Origin of the sequence: uncultured Roseovarius sp., assembly GCF_913057115.1 — a bacterium.
Classification (GTDB): Bacteria; Pseudomonadota; Alphaproteobacteria; order Rhodobacterales; family Rhodobacteraceae; genus Roseovarius.
The window spans coordinates 19,937-36,043 of record NZ_CAJXNN010000015.1 but is presented as its reverse complement, the minus strand read 5'-3'; the positions used below and the strand labels follow the sequence as shown (position 1 = coordinate 36,043).

At 61.2% G+C, this 16,107-nt stretch carries 15 protein-coding genes; 5 read left to right on the top strand and 10 right to left on the bottom strand.

The annotated features are described in order from the left end of the window. Nucleotides 1–107 precede the first annotated feature (107 nt). From QZ498_RS08300 to QZ498_RS08290, 3 genes are read right to left on the bottom strand one after another with little or no spacing between them, the layout of a single operon-like run. Nucleotides 108–572: a CoA-binding protein gene (locus QZ498_RS08300; protein WP_294621397.1), complete on the bottom strand. Its 465-nt coding sequence runs from the start codon at nucleotides 570–572 to the stop codon at nucleotides 108–110. 1 nt (nucleotide 573) lies between these two features. Next, nucleotides 574–942 carry a 2Fe-2S iron-sulfur cluster-binding protein gene (locus QZ498_RS08295; protein ID WP_294621395.1) on the bottom strand — a complete coding sequence of 123 codons (369 nt, stop codon included), beginning with the start codon at nucleotides 940–942 and terminating at the stop codon, nucleotides 574–576. Next, complete coding sequence (locus tag QZ498_RS08290) at nucleotides 939–2,294, bottom strand: selenium-binding family protein (protein WP_294621394.1); 1,356 nt, start codon at nucleotides 2,292–2,294, stop codon at nucleotides 939–941. The genes QZ498_RS08295 and QZ498_RS08290 overlap by 4 nt, the downstream gene beginning before the upstream one ends. A 73-nt stretch (nucleotides 2,295–2,367) precedes the next feature. Between QZ498_RS08290 and QZ498_RS08285 the strand changes: the two genes are divergently transcribed. Continuing rightward, nucleotides 2,368–3,129, top strand: a complete 762-nt coding sequence (locus tag QZ498_RS08285; protein ID WP_294621393.1) for an IclR family transcriptional regulator C-terminal domain-containing protein — start codon at nucleotides 2,368–2,370, stop codon at nucleotides 3,127–3,129. A gap of 61 nt (nucleotides 3,130–3,190) precedes the next feature. Here QZ498_RS08285 and QZ498_RS08280 read toward each other — a convergent pair whose 3' ends face one another. From QZ498_RS08280 to QZ498_RS08270, 3 genes are all read right to left on the bottom strand, one after another. Next, a complete protein-coding gene (locus QZ498_RS08280; protein ID WP_294621439.1) occupies nucleotides 3,191–3,790 on the bottom strand; it encodes a hypothetical protein in 600 nt (199 codons plus the stop codon). A 65-nt stretch (nucleotides 3,791–3,855) separates the two neighbouring features. Then, entirely contained in the window at nucleotides 3,856–4,959 is a 1,104-nt protein-coding gene (gene aroC, locus QZ498_RS08275; protein WP_294621392.1) for a chorismate synthase, read from the bottom strand. A gap of 46 nt (nucleotides 4,960–5,005) precedes the next feature. After that, the gene (locus QZ498_RS08270; protein ID WP_294621391.1) at nucleotides 5,006–6,244 is read right to left on the bottom strand and encodes an MFS transporter; all 1,239 of its coding nucleotides are present in this window, start codon (nucleotides 6,242–6,244) and stop codon (nucleotides 5,006–5,008) included. Between the two features lie 139 nt (nucleotides 6,245–6,383). On the opposite strand from QZ498_RS08270, the gene zapE reads away from it, so the two are divergent. Beyond that, complete coding sequence (gene zapE / locus QZ498_RS08265) at nucleotides 6,384–7,454, top strand: cell division protein ZapE (RefSeq protein ID WP_294621389.1); 1,071 nt, start codon at nucleotides 6,384–6,386, stop codon at nucleotides 7,452–7,454. A 72-nt stretch (nucleotides 7,455–7,526) separates the two neighbouring features. Beyond that, on the top strand, nucleotides 7,527–8,876 hold the full coding sequence (locus tag QZ498_RS08260) for an aminotransferase class III-fold pyridoxal phosphate-dependent enzyme (protein WP_294621388.1): 1,350 nt from the start codon (nucleotides 7,527–7,529) through the stop codon (nucleotides 8,874–8,876). A 42-nt stretch (nucleotides 8,877–8,918) separates the two neighbouring features. Here the strand turns inward: QZ498_RS08260 and QZ498_RS08255 are convergent, their stop codons facing one another. The 3 genes from QZ498_RS08255 to QZ498_RS08245 all read right to left on the bottom strand — a co-directional run bounded on the left by QZ498_RS08255 (nucleotide 8,919) and on the right by QZ498_RS08245 (nucleotide 11,375). After that, nucleotides 8,919–9,206, bottom strand: a complete 288-nt coding sequence (locus QZ498_RS08255; RefSeq protein WP_294621387.1) for a hypothetical protein — start codon at nucleotides 9,204–9,206, stop codon at nucleotides 8,919–8,921. Between the two features lie 165 nt (nucleotides 9,207–9,371). Continuing rightward, a complete protein-coding gene (locus QZ498_RS08250) occupies nucleotides 9,372–10,913 on the bottom strand; it encodes a sodium:alanine symporter family protein (RefSeq protein WP_294621386.1) in 1,542 nt (513 codons plus the stop codon). A 27-nt stretch (nucleotides 10,914–10,940) separates the two neighbouring features. Next, nucleotides 10,941–11,375, bottom strand: coding sequence for a universal stress protein (locus QZ498_RS08245; RefSeq protein WP_294621385.1), 435 nt, complete (start codon nucleotides 11,373–11,375; stop codon nucleotides 10,941–10,943). A gap of 147 nt (nucleotides 11,376–11,522) precedes the next feature. Between QZ498_RS08245 and QZ498_RS08240 the strand changes: the two genes are divergently transcribed. After that, a complete protein-coding gene (locus tag QZ498_RS08240) occupies nucleotides 11,523–11,990 on the top strand; it encodes an Lrp/AsnC family transcriptional regulator (protein ID WP_294621383.1) in 468 nt (155 codons plus the stop codon). Here QZ498_RS08240 and QZ498_RS08235 read toward each other — a convergent pair. Continuing rightward, on the bottom strand, nucleotides 11,987–15,559 hold the full coding sequence (locus QZ498_RS08235; RefSeq protein WP_294621382.1) for a hydantoinase B/oxoprolinase family protein: 3,573 nt from the start codon (nucleotides 15,557–15,559) through the stop codon (nucleotides 11,987–11,989). The two genes, QZ498_RS08240 and QZ498_RS08235, sit on opposite strands and share 4 nt — an antisense overlap. A 131-nt stretch (nucleotides 15,560–15,690) precedes the next feature. Here QZ498_RS08235 and QZ498_RS08230 point away from each other — a divergent pair, with 131 nt between their 5' ends. Further along, a complete protein-coding gene (locus QZ498_RS08230; RefSeq protein ID WP_294621381.1) occupies nucleotides 15,691–16,107 on the top strand; it encodes a TIGR01244 family sulfur transferase in 417 nt (138 codons plus the stop codon).

The window sequence follows — 16,107 nt, the reverse complement described above, 5'->3', positions numbered from 1 at the left end:
TCTGCCAGGCGGACGAATGGCCGGTATGGCGGGCCGCGGCGCAGGGTCGGGGCCGGGCGCCAACGGTAGCTCCGAGCCTCCGACATACATTCATTGCCCCGGGCGGTTCAGATCGCCAGATCGAGGCGCGGCTTCCAGAAGGGGCGGAACAGCTCGATTTTGGGGCAGCGGTTCATTACCACCTTCAAGCCTGCCTCCTCGGCAAGTTTGGCCGCGTCATCGTCGTAGACGCCGATCTGCCCCCAAAGCACTTTCGCGCCAATGGCGATGGCCTTTTCGGTGATGCCGTAAAGCTCTTCCTTGGGGCGGAACACTTCGACCATGTCCACGGGCCGGTCGATGTCCTCCAGCGAGTTATAGACCTTGATGCCCCGGATCTCGGTGACCTTGGGGTTGGGGTTCACCGGGATCATGTCGTAGCCGGTTTCGTGCAGAACCCGCAGCACCCCGTAGCTGAACTTGGTCTTGTCGGCGCTGGCCCCGACCATCGCGATGGTCTTGACCGAGTTCAGGATGTCGGCGAGGTACGTCTGGTCGTAGTCGTAAAGCTCGTCAAGCGCGGTCGCAGGCATGTTAACGCTCCTTCGGTGTGGCGATGTCCGCCTTGAGCTCATGCGGCTCCAGCGGATCGAGGAATGGGTTTCGGTAGAGTTTGTCGTGGCTTTCGACACCGATTTCCAAGGTGATGTCGGTGGTCGCACGGGCAATGCACAGCAGGACATAGCCGTTGTCGATCTGACGATTGTTCAGGGCCACTTGGCGGCGCTGATCAACCTCGCCCGCGGTGAGCTTGGCCGCGCAGGTGATGCAGCCGCCGTATTTGCAGCCATATGGCAGATCAACGCCTTGCTCGCGCAGGGTGTCGAGCAACGGGCGGCGCGCATCGACGGTGTATGTCGCGCCGTCGCGGTTGGCGAGGGTTATGGTGCGGGTCTCGGTCAAAGCCAGATATCGCTGGTGCAGTCGCCACCGGGGTAGCGGGTTTCGTGGCAACGGCTGGGGCCGTTCGGCTCTTTCCCGAAATCGACGATGAAATCCTCGTTGATCTTCATGCCGCCGTTTTCAACATCGCAGTCGATCATCACCATCACCCCGCCTTGGGTGCGGATCTCGGGGTAGAACTGGTTGTCCCAGGTCGAAAACAGCGAGGTGGTGACATAGAGCCGTTTGCCATCGAGGCTGAGCTGGAACATCTGCGGCCCGCCGGCGACCTTGACGCCGTTGACCTCGGGGGCGCGGCCCAGAAGCCCGCCCATCCAGACCTGGCCGGTCAGTTTCGGGTTGTGCGGGTCGGTGATGTCATACTGGCGCATGTCGCCGTGCAGCCAGTTGTTGAGGTAGAGATACTTGTCGTCCATCGACACGAGGATGGCCGACATCACACCCGGCACTGGAATGGGCCATTCGGGGTGCGGCTCGTTGTCGACGTCGATGACCTTTTCCCATTCCCATTTGCCGGAGTCGGATTTCCAGAAATGGATCACGTTGGTGGACAGGGCCGCCCCGCAGAAGCCATGCGTGCTGTCGGGATCGTGCAGGAACTTCACCTCCAGCGGGATCAACCCGTCCTCGCCCAGATACATGCTGTCGACGGGGGTGCGTTTCTCGAAATCCCAGATATGCAGGCGGCGGCCGTATTTCAGGTGCCCCACCTCCTCCAGATCGAAGCCCGGCATGAAGGTGTTGGGGGCCGCCCATTCCGAGCTGATCATCACGTTGTGCCGCGGCTGATACCAGAAATCGTAGCCGAAGGGGATGTCGCCCATGGTTTCTTCCCAGCGGCCGACGATCTCGAAGTCCTTGTTGAGATGAAGGTAGCCGCCCGGCGCTTCGCCCTGCGCGTCACCGAGGAACGAAATGATGATCTCGGACCCGAGGCAATGCACGGTGTGCGGGCCGCTGAGGTTGGCCTTTGCCTTGATTTCGGCCCCGTCGATCACCTTGTGCAGGCGCGGCGCATAGGGGTCGGTGGCCGTGTCGACGACATGGATGTTGTTGGAGCGCACGCCCGGAACCAGCAGGTACTTGCGCGACATCGAGCTGTCGTCATGGCACGAGGAGCATGCGTTCCAGCCCATGTGGTGCAGCTCATCCCCGATGCCCGGCATTTCCAGCCGGTGGATCACCTGGGAATAGGTCGGGCTGTCGGGGTCGGCATCGACCGTTGCCAGATAGTCCGGTTTCTGGATTCCGGTCCCGGTATAGATGGCGATTGTGTAAAGCAGTTTTTCCCTTGGTGCTCTTATCGCCTCTTGCGGGCTTGAATAGCCCGGTCCGCAGCATGCTCCGTCCATTGTCCGCGTCCTCCCTTGAATCCCCGTTAATTCCCGTATAACGAAAAACCATGTTTTATGAAATGAGAAAATCATGCATCTGGAACGCCTGACGCTTATCCTCGAAATCGTTGGCCAGAAGGGCGAGGCGACGGTGGCCGATATCTGCGGCCATTCGGACCTGCCCAAGGCCACGGCCTATCGGCTGGTGCAGGATTTGGTTGGCACCGGATTGCTGGAACCGGTGGCGCGGGGGCGGTTCATGATCGGCACGCGGCTCAGGCGGGTTGTTCAATCCGACCAGTCGGACGAAACACTGATTGAACTTGTGGCCCCCAGCCTGAAACAGGCGGCAATGACGCATGGCGCGGCCTTTTTCCTGTCGCGGCTGCGCGGTCGGGCCGTCGAGATCATCCATGTCGAAACCCCTGATACCGGGGTGTCCTTTCTGCACCCCGGCCTTGGGAAACGCCCGCTTCACGCGTGCTCCTGCTCGAAGGCGATCGTGGCGTTTTCGCCGGAAGTTCTGGCGTCGCAAAGCCTTGCTGGTCGGCTCAAGGCCTATACCGAATTTACGCTTACAAGGTTTGAGGATTTGGAGGCGGAACTGGAACAAATCCGCAGGCGCGGCTATGCCGAATGCGTTGAGGAAATTGAACGCGGCATGTGTTCGGTCGCCGCACCGCTGGGCCACAGCGGACCGGGCGCGACAATGTCAATCGGCGCGACGGGATCGACCCGCGTGTTTTCCCCGGCATTCCGCGTGAGTATCGGAGAGGCGATGACCCGGATCGCGCGCGACATTGAGGCAGGTCTCTACCGGAGCGAGTTGCCGCGCGCGCCAAAGTCAGCCTAAGGGTCTTTTCTTGCGCCGTTTTCCGTTTGTGGCGTCAATGTCCAGCGCGGCCTCAAACCCGTCATGCACTGCGCTGTGAGGCTGTTGGCAAGTCCAGCCAGAGTTCGCCGTTTTGATAGCCGCCACGAATGAGGAACCCTGGCTCGTTGATTTCCGGGTATGTTTGCTCCCAATCGCGAAAGCGGTCGTCGCTGACGACCCTTGCGCCAAAGTCGTGGGCGGCGGTGAGGATTGTGGGATCGGCGGGGGTGCCTTTTGGCACGACCATCACCTGATTGCGGGGCAGGTGTAGCAGTTTGGCCAAGGCGCGATCATCCAGGAAACGGTTGGAAATTTTATAGCCAACATTGGCGTCGAAGACGACGCCAGGGGTGTAGCCAAGTTGCGATAGGTAGTCAGTCACCGCACGCAGGGTGGCAATATCGGCGGTGTTGTCTTTCCAATGCATAATGTTTGAGCCATCCAAGATCAGCCAGTTCGCCCGCGCCTTGGCGCGGCGGTGGCGAATATAGCCTTGGACCAGCAGGATTAGGCTGGCGATGCTGCAGAGGGCGGCAAGGAGCGCGAGATTGGTCGACTGCATCACCAAGAGGGCGATGCAGATACCTAGGAGCGACGCGAAGAAGAGAAGGGTGGGTGCAATCATAGGGCGAATGATCATGACCGCCACCCGCTGTCAAGCAAGCTGTGGCGGGCTGCGTTTCAGGCTGGTTTGGCGAGGTGGGTCTAGCCGATCTTGCCCCTTGGCCCTTCGCCCACTTGGGCGCGGTGCAGCATGAGGTGATCGAGCAGCACGCAGGCCATCATCGCCTCGCCCACGGGCACGGCGCGGATGCCGACGCAAGGATCATGGCGGCCCTTGGTGACCACTTCGGTGGGCGTGCCATCCATGCGGATGGAGCGGCGGGGCGTCAGGATCGAGGAGGTAGGTTTGACGGCAAAGCGCACGACCACGTCTTGCCCCGTCGAGATACCGCCAAGGATGCCGCCGGAATGGTTCGAGGAATATTCCGGGCCGTTGTCGCCCATGAATATCTCATCGGCGTTTTCGGTGCCTGTCAGGCGGGCGGCCGCCATCCCTTCGCCGATTTCCACGCCTTTCACGGCGTTGATCGACATCATGGCGGCGGCAAGGTCGGTATCGAGTTTGCCATAGACCGGCGCGCCCAGGCCCACCGGGACGCCGCGCGCGACCACTTCGACCTCGGCCCCGACGGAGTTTTTATCCTTGCGGAGTTTTTGCAGATAAGCCTCCCACTCGGGCGCGGCGTTCGCATCGGGGAGCCAGAAATCATTGGTGTCGATGGCGGCCCAGTCGATGCGCTCGCGGTCGATCTCCATCTCGCCCATGCGGGTCATGTAGCCTTTGATTTCCAAACCGGGGACCAGTTCACGCAGGGCGGCGCGGGCGATACCACCGGCGGCCACGCGGGCCGCGGTTTCGCGGGCGGAACTGCGCCCGCCGCCGCGATAATCGCGCAGCCCGTATTTCTGGTGATAGGTGATATCGGCGTGACCGGGCCGGAAGGTCTGGGCGATCTCGCCATAGTCGCGGGAGCGTTGATCGGTGTTTTCGATCATCAGTTGGATCGAGGTGCCGGTGGTCTGGCCTTCGAACACGCCCGAGAGGATTTGCACCGCGTCGGGTTCATTCCGCTGAGTGGTGTTCTTGTTCTGACCGGGGCGGCGTTTGTCGAGCCATTGTTGCAGGAAGCCTTCATCCACCGGCACGCCCGGGGGGCAGCCATCGACGGTGGCGCCCAAGGCGGGGCCGTGGCTTTCGCCCCATGTGGTGACGCGAAAGAGATGTCCGAATGTGTTGAGGCTCATGGCGCGGCTCCTTTGCGCCCTGAGATAGCGGGGTGGTGGCGTGGCCTCAAGTGGTTTTGGGGATCAGGCGAGTCTCACGCACCGGCAGGTGGACGAGGGCCGAGAAGGCCCCCACGCCCACGCCGATCCACCAGACCATGGTGTAGCCACCCGTCAGGTCATACATGCGGCCACCGAGCCAGACGCCAAGGAAGCTGCCGAGTTGGTGGCTGAAGAAGACGATGCCATAGAGCGTGCCCATGTAGCGCAGCCCGTAAAGATGCGCGATGAGGCCAGAGGTGAGGGGGACCGTGGCGAGCCATAGCGCGCCCATGCTGGCCGAGAATAGCAGCACTGTGGCTGGGGTCATCGGGGTCATGATGAAGGCGGCGGCGATCAGGGTGCGCCCGGCATAGATGCCCGCCAGCAGGTATTTCTTGGAATAGCGATTGCCGAGCCAACCGGCGCTGAGCGTGCCGGCGATATTGGCAAGGCCGATGACCGCGATGGCGGTGGCCCCAAGGGCCGAGGTGGTGGTGATGCCGATATTGTGCAGCACCCCGCCGGGGGAGATCGGGCCGCACATTTCCGTCACGAAGGCGGGGAAGTGGGCGGTGATGAAGCCCAATTGGTAGCCACAAGAGAAGAAGCCAAGGAAGATCAGCGTATAGGAGGGGTCGCGGAAGGCCTTGGTGAGGATCTGGCCCATGGTTTCTTCGAGTTCCGCCTTGGAGGCGGGTTCGGGGGCGCGCATCAGCGGAAGGAACACGAGCGTGGCCAGCACCGCGGCGGCGAAACTGACGAAAACCATTTGCCAGCTCATTATGCCAAGCAGCGCCTCGGCCACGGGTGGGCCGAAGACTTGCCCGGCCGAGCCTGCGGCGGTGGCGATGGCAAGGCTCATGGAGCGGTTGGCGTCGCTGCTGGCGCGGCCCACGACGGCGAGGATCACGCCAAAGCCGGTGCCCGCGATGCCAAAGCCGACGAGGATTTCATAGAACTGGTGTGCTTCGGGGGAGACCGCGAAGGACGAGAGCACCAGACCGGCGGCATAGGTGAGCGCGCCCAAGATGATGGCCTTGCGGTCGCCGATGCGTTCGGCGATGGCCCCAAAAATGGGTTGCCCGATGCCCCATGCGAGGTTCTGGATGGCGATGGCGAGCGAAAACTCGGCCCGGAGCCAGCCGAATTCCTCGGCAATCGGGATTTGAAACACGCCGAAGGACGCGCGGATCGCGAAGGAGACCAGCATGATCACGCAGCCCGCGATAAGGACGGGCGTGAAGAGGGGGGGTGACTTTTGCATGATCTGTCCTTGGTTCGCTGGGCGCGACTTTAGGCGTTTTCAGGGGGTGGTCAATTCAGGGTTTGTGATGGGGGGTATCAGGGAGGCTGACGCACGGAGGGTTCTTCCCTAACGAAATGCGGTGCGCTATGGCGGGTCTATGGAACGCGTGAGTGAAAGATATGCCCGGCTGGTGGCCGAGGGCAGGTTGGAAGCCGACCCCGCGCAGGAGGCGGTGTTACCGGAGTTCGAGCGTATTCGCGAGGGATTGGCGCAGCCGGTGAAGCGCGGGTGGTTTCGGCGCGCCTCGGCGCCCGAGATCAAGGGGCTTTACCTTTGGGGCGGTGTCGGACGCGGCAAATCCATGTTGATGGATTTGTTCGTGGAGGGCTTGGAGGTGCCAAGCCGTCGGGTGCATTTCCATGCTTTCATGCAGGAAATTCATGCCGGGATGCACAAGGCCCGTGCCGAAGGGGTGGAGGATGCGCTGGCCCCTGTCGCCAAGCAGGTTGTCGACGAGGTACGCCTTTTGGCCTTTGACGAGATGCAGATCACCGACATCACCGATGCGATGATCGTGGGGCGGCTGTTCGAGGCGTTGTTCGACGGTGGTGTCGTGGTCATCACGACGAGCAACCGGGTGCCGGATGATCTTTACAAGGACGGGCTGAACCGGCAGTTGTTTTTGCCGTTCATTGACCTTCTGAAAGAACGGATGGTGGTGCATGAGATGGTCAGCCCCACCGATTACCGGCAGGATCGATTGGCAGGTTCGCCCACCTATTTCGCGCCATTGGGCGCGGAAGCTCGGGCGCGGATCGAAGAGGTTTGGCAGGACCTGACCGATGGGCAGGGGGGTGAGCCTTTGACCCTGCATGTGAAAAAGCGCGAGGTGGAGATTCCGGCGTTTCGCAATGGCGTGGCGCGGGCGACGTTTTATGACCTTTGCGGTAAGCCGCTTGGCCCGGCGGATTACCTTGCGCTTGCCAATGCGGCGCGGGTTTTGGTGTTGGAAAACGTGCCACAACTGAGCCGGTCGAACTTCAACGAGGCCAAGCGGTTCGTGACCCTGATTGATGCGCTCTATGAAGCCAAGGTGCGGCTGATCTGTTCGGCGGCGGCGGAGCCGGAGTATCTGTACGTCGAGGGCGAAGGCAGTTTCGAGTTCGAGCGCACCGCAAGCCGCTTGCGCGAGATGCAATCGGACGGCTGGGGGCGCGAGGAGACCTGAGCCCTCTGGACTTGGGCGCAGGCTGGTGTCAGGATTTGATCAAATCCGAGACTCAGCCCAAGGAGTGGCCCGATGAAAGACGACAATTTCCTGCGCGAGATGAACGCCCGCCATTTGTGGCACCCGATGGGCCACCCCGGCGAGGCGCAAGAGAACGCCCCCAAGATCATCAAAGGCGCCGAGGGCGTTGAGATTATCGACCTTGATGGCCACCGGGCGGTGGATGCGGTGGGTGGCCTGTGGTGTGTGAACCTTGGCTATTCCAACGATGCGGTGAAGCAGGCGATTGCCGATCAACTGTGGCAGTTGCCCTATTATTCGGCCTTTGCGGGCACTTCGAACCCGGCGGCGATTGAGGCGTCATACGCGGTGCAGGAATTTTTTGCCGAGGATGGCATGAGCCGGGTGTTCTTTACCTCGGGCGGGTCGGACAGTGTGGATACCGCCTTGCGCATGGCGCGGCAGTATCACCGCCTTCGCGGAGAGCCGACGCGCACCAAGTTCCTGAGCCTCAAGAAGGGCTATCACGGCACGCATTGGGGTGGGGCCAGTGTGAATGGCAACAACCGCTTCCGCATCACCTATGAGCCGCTTTTGCCGGGCTGTTTCCACCTGCCCAGCCCGTACACCTATCGCAATCCGTTTGACGAAACCGATCCTGCCAAGCTGGCCGAGAAGATCGCGGCAGCCATGGTGGACGAGATCGAGTTCCAAGACCCCAGCACCATTGCCGCCTTCATCATGGAGCCGATTCAGGGGGCTGGTGGGGTGATCGTGCCGGATGCCTCCTTCATGACCCATATGCGCGAGATTTGTGACCGCTACGGCATCCTGATGATCAGTGACGAGGTGATCTGTGGCTTTGGCCGGACGGGTGACTGGACCGGCGCGCGGCATTGGGGCGTGAAGCCCGACATGATGACCGTCGCCAAGGGCATCACCAGCGGGTATTTCCCGGTGGGTGGTGTGCTGCTGTCGGACAAGGTGGCGGATGTGTTCGAAAGTGCGGGGCCGGAAGGGTCGATCTGGACGGGCTATACCTATTCGGCGCATCCCGTCGGCGCGGCGGCGGTTGTGGCCTGTTTGAGTGAGACTTTGCGGCTTGATACCAAAACCAATGCGGCGGCGCGGGGCACGCAGCTTTATGAAGGTGTGCGCAAGCTGGCCGAGAAATACGACATCATCGGCGATGTGCGGGGTGGCCATGGGTTGATGACCGGGATCGAACTGGTCAGTGACCGGGCGGCCAAGACGCCGATGGATGCCGAGACCATGAAGCGGGTGCACCAGACGGCCTATGAGGCCGGGGCCATGGTGCGGCTGGGCGCGCATAACATCCTGATGTCACCGCCCCTGACAATTTCTGAGGCTGAGGTGGACCGGATCATCGCGGCACTTGATAAAGGGTTTGCCGCGGCGTGAGCTTTGGAGGGTGCGCAGTGAATGCGCACCCTACTCTTGACCTTAGCTAAACCGTTTCCAGGCGTCCTGCATGGCCTTGGTCATTTCGTCCCAAGCCTTGTCGGCACCGGCTTTTACGTCATTCCAAGCGGTAGATTGTGAATCCTGCAGCTCTTTGAGCTTGGTCTCCATCTCGTCGCGTTGACTGCGGAGTTCCTTGATCTGTTCTTGGTACTTGATTTGCGCGTCGGCGCTGGCTTCTTGCGCTTGGGCGCGCATCTTGTCGATGTTGGCCTGCCATTCGTCCAGTTGGGCTTTGAGCTTCTTTTCGTATGCGTCTTTGTCCGCCATGGGTAAATCCTTCCGTTCAATTCCAAATGAGCCGAGTTGCGGCCTGTCTCTTAACCAGAGGTAAGAGCACGGACCGCGACCATCAACCGTCTGCGACAATCGCACGATAGCATGAAAAAAGGGCCGGCGCATGGCCGGCCCTGATCAGGTCAATGATATGGTTCTTTAGTGGAACTTCTTGATTTCGCCGGAGCGCAGCCGCTCGGTGTAGCTTTGCAGCTCGCGTTTGACGATCGGCATCAGGAAGTAGAGGCCGAAGACATTGACCACGGCCATGGCAAAGATTGCCGCATCCGAGAAGTCGATAACCGGGCCGAGGTTGGCCGAGGCGCCGATCACCACGAAGATGCAGAAGATGACCTTGAAGGTGATCTCTTTGCCTTGACCTTCGCCGAAGAGGTAGGTCCAGGCTTTGAGGCCGTAGTAGGACCAGCTGATCATCGTCGAGAATGCGAAGAGCACCACCGCGATGGCCAGCACGACAGGGAACCAGCCGAAGGCCGTGGCGAAGGCGGCTGAGGTCAGGCTGACGCCGGTGTTGCCATCGACGGTTTGCAACATGCCGCTTTCGGTGGCGATGTAGAGACCGGTATCGGCATCGACGATCAATTGGCCCGAGATGATGATCACAAGCGCGGTCATGGTGCAGATCACGACGGTGTCGATGAAAGGTTCCAGCAATGACACGAAGCCTTCGGTGATGGGTTCCTTGGTGCGCACCGCCGAGTGGGCGATGGCCGCTGAACCAACGCCCGCTTCGTTCGAGAAGGCGGCGCGCTTGAAGCCTTGGATCAGCGCGCCGACCATGCCGCCGGCAACGCCCAGCCCGGTGAAGGCCCCTTCGAAAATCTGTCCGAAGGCCCAGCCGACCATGTCGAAGTTGGCGATGATGATGATCAGGGCGGCCGAAACGTAGACCACGGCCATGAAGGGCACCACCTTTTCGGTCACGCGGGCAATGGATTTCAGGCCGCCGACGATCACGAGGAAGACGATCACGGCAAAAATCACACCCGTGATCCAGCCGGGATAGTCGCCGGTGATGCCGCTGATTTGCTGGTGGGCCTGGTTGGCTTGGAACATGTTGCCGCCGCCCAGGGCACCGAGGATACAGAAGACCGAGAAGAGAACCGCGAGGATTTTCCCGCCCGGCAGGCCGCGTTCGGCAAAGCCCTTGGTGAGATAATACATCGGGCCGCCTGAAACGGTGCCGTCTTCGTATTCGTTGCGATATTTTACGCCCAGCGTACATTCGGTGAATTTCGAGGCCATCCCCATCAGGCCCGCAAGGATCATCCAGAAGGTGGCACCCGGACCGCCAATGCCGATGGCCACGGCCACACCGGCGATGTTGCCCAGGCCGACGGTGCCTGAAAGCGCCGTTGCCAGTGCTTGGAAGTGACTGACTTCACCGGCGTCGTTGGGGTCGGAGTAGTCGCCTTTCACCAGTGAGATCGCATGGCCGAAGCTTCGGAACTGCACGAAGGCGAAGTAGAGAGTGAAGACGGTTGCCGCGACAACCAGCCATGCCACGATCCATGGAAAGGACGTGCCGGGGAAGGGGCTGAAGATGAAGCTGACGAACCAGCCTGTGGAGCTTGCGAAAAGGTCGTTGACCTTTTCGTCGATGGACTGCGCGAAGGCGGGGGCGGATAGAAGGCTGAGGCCCAGACCCGTGGCAGCCGCGCGATTGAACGTGCGGAACATGATGACTATCCCTGTTTTATCTGTTGTTTATGGTACGACGGTGCAGGGTACGGGCGCGGTTTGCACCAATACGCTTGCCACCGATCCGAAGACGCGTGCGCCCATTGGTGAATGACCGTTACGACCGATGAACATCTGTGATGCGCCCATTTCTTTGGCGATGTCACACAGGACGTCCGCGATCTTGCCGTATTTGATGGCGGTCTCGATCTCGGCACCTTTGCCGGACACCTCTTTCACGACCGGAGCCATGAGGGCGGTTTCGGCGCGTTCCAGTTCTTCCTTGCGGCGTTTGTGACGCTCCTCCAGTTCGTTTGGTGTCAGAAACGAATAGGGCGACCATTCGAGCACATGGGCGATCACGACCGACCCACCTTGTGCCGCGGCGCGTTCAATCGCGAAGTCGAGCGCACGGCGCGCGCCTTCGCTGCCGTCATAGCCGACGACGAATTTTCCGGACATTGCATCCTCCCAAAGTTGTAGCTGCGCGGTTTTGGCGCAGGTCCAATTTACCCTGCGTTGTGAGGTAAAACTTATCGAAGTTCCTTGCGAATTCGGAAAATTTAAGAAAACATATCTTAAAATAGGCAATATATGGGAAATTTTATTATGGATAAACTGGATCGCCGTATTCTTTCCATTCTGCAAAGGGACGGACAGATCAGTATGGCGCGCTTGTCCGAGGCGGTTGGGTTGTCTCTTTCGGCCTGTCACCGGCGGGTCAAGATTCTTGAGGGCGAGGGGAAGATTTCGCATTACGCCGCGCGGTTGGATCGGCGGGCGATTGGCCTTGAAATTCAGGTCTTCATCGAGATCAAGCTGACGTCGCAACGACCTGAGGATATCCAAGCCTTCGAGGAGGCGATCAAGCGGATGGATGACGTTCTGGAGTGTCACCTGATTTCGGGGGAGTTCGATTACCTGATTCGGGTCGCGGCACAGAGCACCGGGGATTACGAGGCGCTTTATCGCAATCGGCTGTCACAGATTCCGTCGGTCACGCAGATGAAGACGCTGTTGAGCCTTTCCACGGTGAAGGAGTTTCGGGGTTACAATCTGGATGGGCTTGGGGATTAACGCCCCCAGCCGCCGCCGCCCGGTGTGGCCATGCCAAACACGGCCCCGGCGGGCAGGTCGATTTCATCATTGCCAGCCATGGGTTGTACGGTGCCATCGGGCCATTCGGCCCAGTTTTCCCCGACCTTGCCGGGTTCACCGCCATCCACGCCGAAGGGCGGAATTTCGCGGTGCGAACACAGGGTTGTCACGGTAACCGGCGCAAGGAAGCGCAGGCGGCGGAAGACGCCATGCCCGCCGCGCCACCTGCCCGCGCCGCCCGAGGCGGGCCGGATCGAGAAATCTTCAAGCCGGACGGGGAAGCGTTTTTCTAGGATTTCCGGATCGGTCATGCGGGTGTTGGTCATATGGCTTTGCACCGCGTCGCAGCCATCGAACCCCTGTCCCGCGCCGGTGCCACCGGCGATGGTTTCATAGTTCTGGAAGTCGTCATTGCCCCAGACAAAGTTGTTCATCGTCGCCTGTGATCCGGCGATGACATGCAGCGCGCCGTACAGCGCGTTGCAGGTGGCTTGGCTAACCTCGGTGTTCCCGGCGATGACGGCGGCGGGATAGACCGGGTTGAGCATGGAGCCATCGGGGACGATGATGTTGAGCGGTTTCAGGCAACCTTGGTTCAATGGAATGTCCCCGCCGACCATGGTGCGGAAGACATAGAGCACCACCGCGTCACAGATCGAGCGCGGGGCGTTGTAGTTGCCGGGGTTCTGCGGTGAGGTGCCGGTGAAGTCGATGGTGGCCGCGCGGTTGGCGTGATCGACGGTGACCTTCACTTGGATCGTGCTGCCGATATCCATCGGGTAGGTGAATTCACCGTCTTTGAGGCGGTCGATCACCCGGCGCACGCTTTCTTCGGCGTTGTCCTGAACGTGGCCCATATAGGCCTGCACCACATCGAGGCCGTAGTGGTCGACGACCTTGAGGAGTTCCTGCCGTCCGGTTTCATTGGCGGCGACTTGGGCTTTCAGGTCGGCCATGTTCTGGCGGATGTTGCGGCAGGGGTAGCGGCCCGAGGCGAGCACCGCTTCGGCCTTTTCTTCCAAAAGGCTGCCTTGGTCGACGAGTTTGACGTTGTCGATCAAAACGCCTTCTTCATCGATATGGCTGCTGTCGGGCGGCGCACTTCCGGGGGTGCGGCCACCGATATCGGCGTGGTGCCCGCGCGAGCCAAGCCAGAAGGCGGGGGTGTCGCCGACGAACACAGGGGTGACCACGGTCACATCGGGCAGGTGGGTGCCGCCGTTATAGGGCGAGTTGAGCATGAAGGCATCGCCGGGGCAAACATCGGGATTGAGGCGCATCACGGTTTTGATGCTGTCGGACATGGAGCCAAGGTGCACCGGGACATGCGGGGCATTGGCCACCAGATCGCCCTTGTCGTCGAAGATGGCGCAGGAGAAATCCAGCCGTTCCTTGATGTTCACCGACCATGAGGTATTGGCCAGCGTCGCGCCCATTTGGTCGGCGACGGACATGAAGAGGTTGTTGAACACCTCCAGAAGCACAGGGTCGGCCTGTGTGCCTGCGGCAAGGTCGCGGGATTTGGTTTCCGTGCGCTGGAGCAGGAGGTTTCCCATGGCATCGACACGGGCGGACCAGCCGGGTTCGACCATGTTGGTGCCGGTGGGTTCAGTTATGATGGCGGGGCCTTGGACGGTCGTATTGGCGTTCAGATCGTCGCGGTCATAAAGCGGGATATCGGTATAGCCGTTTTCGATATGCACGGGGATTTGTGCCTTTGGGTTTCCTTGGCCCGAGGGCATGGCGGCGCTGGGCGCTTGGCCGGTTTCGCCGATGGCCTCGACGCTGAGCATGTCGAACAGGATGTCGCGTTCAGGGCTGTGAAAGCCAAAGCGTTGCCGGTGGGCGGCTTCGAAATCCTTCTGCATCTGGTCGGGGCTGCCATAAGGCACCTCAAGCGCCTGATGGGAGCCGTCATAGCGCAGGTGGGCGCGGGGTTGCAGGGAGATGTCTTGCACGCCCTGCGCCTCAACCTCGCCACGGGCTTGGCGGGTGATTTGGGCAAGCGCGTCTTCGGCGGTTTGGATGGCCGAGAGGGGGGCATCAAGCTGCACCTCGCGCATGGCGCGGATTTCGGCAAGGCCCATGCCATAGGCCGAAAGGACGCCTGCGTGCGGGTGGATCAGCACCTTTTGCATGCCAAGCGCATCGGCCACGAGGCAGGCATGTTGCCCGCCCGCGCCGCCGAAGCATTGCAGGGTATAGCCGGTCACGTCATGGCCGCGCTGCACGCTGATTTTCTTGATCGCGTTGGCCATGTTGTCGACGGCGATGCGCAGGAAGCCTTCGGCCATGTCTTCGGGGGTGCGGGGGCTTTCGCCCGTTTCTTCAGCCACGGTTTGGGCGAGGTCGGCAAATTTCTGGCGGACCACCTCGGCGTCTAGCGGCTCGTCACCGTTTGGGCCGAAAACGGCGGGGAAGTGATCGGGGTTCAGCTTGCCCAGCATGACGTTGCAATCGGTCACCGTGAGCGGCCCGCCGCGGCGATAGCAGGCCGGGCCGGGATCGGCGCCCGCGCTTTCGGGGCCAACCTGAAAGCGGCCGCCTTCGAATTTGCAGATGCTACCGCCACCGGCGGCGACGGTGTGAATATCCATCATCGGCGCGCGCATCCGCACGCCGGCCACCTCAGTCTCGAAGCTGCGTTCGTAGTCCCCGGCGTAGTGGCTGACATCGGTGGAGGTGCCGCCCATGTCAAAGCCGATGAGCTTGTCATGGCCCGCCGCCTCGCCGGTTTTGACCATGCCGACGATACCGCCCGCGGGGCCGGACAGGATGGCATCCTTGCCTTGAAAGAGCCGCGCATCGGTTAGCCCGCCGTTCGATTGCATGAACAACAGCGCCTCGCAGGCGCGGCCCACGTCCAGCGCATCGGCCACCTGATCGACATAGCGGCGCAGGATCGGGGAAAGGTAGGCATCGACCACGGAGGTATCGCCGCGGCCCACCAGCTTGGCCAATCGGTTGACCTGATGGCTGGCGGTGATTTGGGTAAAGCCCAGTTCGGCGGCGATGTCGGCAACGCGGCGTTCGTGATCGGGGTTGAGGTAGGCGTGCAGGCCCGCGATGGCCACCGCGCGAATACCCTTGTCATAGGCTGCCTGGAGGGCGATGCGGGTGGTGTCTTCATCGAGGGCCTGAACCACCGCGCCATCGGCATCGAGGCGCTCGTCCATCTCGGCCACCTCCTCATACAGCAGGTCGGGGCGTTTGATATGCAGATCAAAGAGGCGCGGGCGCGTCTGATAGCCGATTTGCAGCAGGTCGCGGAACCCCTTGGTGATGAGCAAAAGCACGCGTTCCCCCTTACGCTCCAAAAGGGCGTTGGTGGCGACGGTGGTACCCATCTTGACGGCGCGGATGCTTTGGTTGGGGAAGTCGCCGGTAACCTCCATCACCTCACGGATGCCTTGCACGGCGGCATCGCGGTAGCGGTCGGGGTTTTCGGACAGAAGTTTGTGGGTATGCACCGTGCCTTTTGGGTCAAGCGCCACGATATCGGTGAAGGTGCCGCCCCGGTCGATCCAGAATTCCCATTGTCCGCTCATACCAACCCCGCCCAAAAATTACCCATATGTCAAAGGTTTGTAGGGTTCTGGGCAAAAGTCAACGCGGCACGGCATTGAAATTGCCTGGGCCTTGGGGGCATATGGCAGGGAGTGTCAAAGGAGATTGACCCATGGATGCCCGCAAACTTTCGGATGATTTTTCGGTCTCGCCGCAGATTGATGTGAGCGAGGCGGAGGCGGTGGCGCAGGCCGGGTTCAAATCCATCCTGTGTAATCGCCCGGATGGTGAGGAATATGGCCAGCCCGATTTTGACGATGTGGCCAAGGCCGCCGAGGCGGCGGGCCTTGAGGTGCGCAGCGTGCCGATTGTGTCGGGCATGGTGACGCCGCAGGCGGCACAGGATTTCGCGCAGGCGCTTGAGGAGATGCCCAAGCCGATCTTGGCCTATTGCCGGACCGGGACGCGCTGCACCATGCTGTGGAGCCTTGTGAAGTTCGACGATCTTGGCGGTGATGAAATCCTGAAGGCGACGCAGGCGGCGGGTTATGACATGGGCGGGCTTGTCCGCCAGTTGCAGGCGCGCTGA

Excerpts from the sequence above, each read along its gene's own strand:
- QZ498_RS08300 (WP_294621397.1), bottom strand. The coding sequence starts at position 572 with ATGCCTGCGACCGCGCTTGACGAGCTTTACGACTACGACCAGACGTAC.
- QZ498_RS08290 (WP_294621394.1), bottom strand. The coding sequence starts at position 2,294 with ATGGACGGAGCATGCTGCGGACCGGGCTATTCAAGCCCGCAAGAGGCG.
- QZ498_RS08285 (WP_294621393.1), top strand. The coding sequence starts at position 2,368 with ATGCATCTGGAACGCCTGACGCTTATCCTCGAAATCGTTGGCCAGAAG.
- QZ498_RS08280 (WP_294621439.1), bottom strand. The coding sequence starts at position 3,790 with ATGATCATTCGCCCTATGATTGCACCCACCCTTCTCTTCTTCGCGTCG.
- aroC (WP_294621392.1), bottom strand. The coding sequence starts at position 4,959 with ATGAGCCTCAACACATTCGGACATCTCTTTCGCGTCACCACATGGGGC.
- QZ498_RS08270 (WP_294621391.1), bottom strand. The coding sequence starts at position 6,244 with ATGCAAAAGTCACCCCCCCTCTTCACGCCCGTCCTTATCGCGGGCTGC.
- zapE (WP_294621389.1), top strand. The coding sequence starts at position 6,384 with ATGGAACGCGTGAGTGAAAGATATGCCCGGCTGGTGGCCGAGGGCAGG.
- QZ498_RS08260 (WP_294621388.1), top strand. The coding sequence starts at position 7,527 with ATGAAAGACGACAATTTCCTGCGCGAGATGAACGCCCGCCATTTGTGG.
- QZ498_RS08255 (WP_294621387.1), bottom strand. The coding sequence starts at position 9,206 with ATGGCGGACAAAGACGCATACGAAAAGAAGCTCAAAGCCCAACTGGAC.
- QZ498_RS08250 (WP_294621386.1), bottom strand. The coding sequence starts at position 10,913 with ATGTTCCGCACGTTCAATCGCGCGGCTGCCACGGGTCTGGGCCTCAGC.
- QZ498_RS08245 (WP_294621385.1), bottom strand. The coding sequence starts at position 11,375 with ATGTCCGGAAAATTCGTCGTCGGCTATGACGGCAGCGAAGGCGCGCGC.
- QZ498_RS08240 (WP_294621383.1), top strand. The coding sequence starts at position 11,523 with ATGGATAAACTGGATCGCCGTATTCTTTCCATTCTGCAAAGGGACGGA.
- QZ498_RS08235 (WP_294621382.1), bottom strand. The coding sequence starts at position 15,559 with ATGAGCGGACAATGGGAATTCTGGATCGACCGGGGCGGCACCTTCACC.
- QZ498_RS08230 (WP_294621381.1), top strand. The coding sequence starts at position 15,691 with ATGGATGCCCGCAAACTTTCGGATGATTTTTCGGTCTCGCCGCAGATT.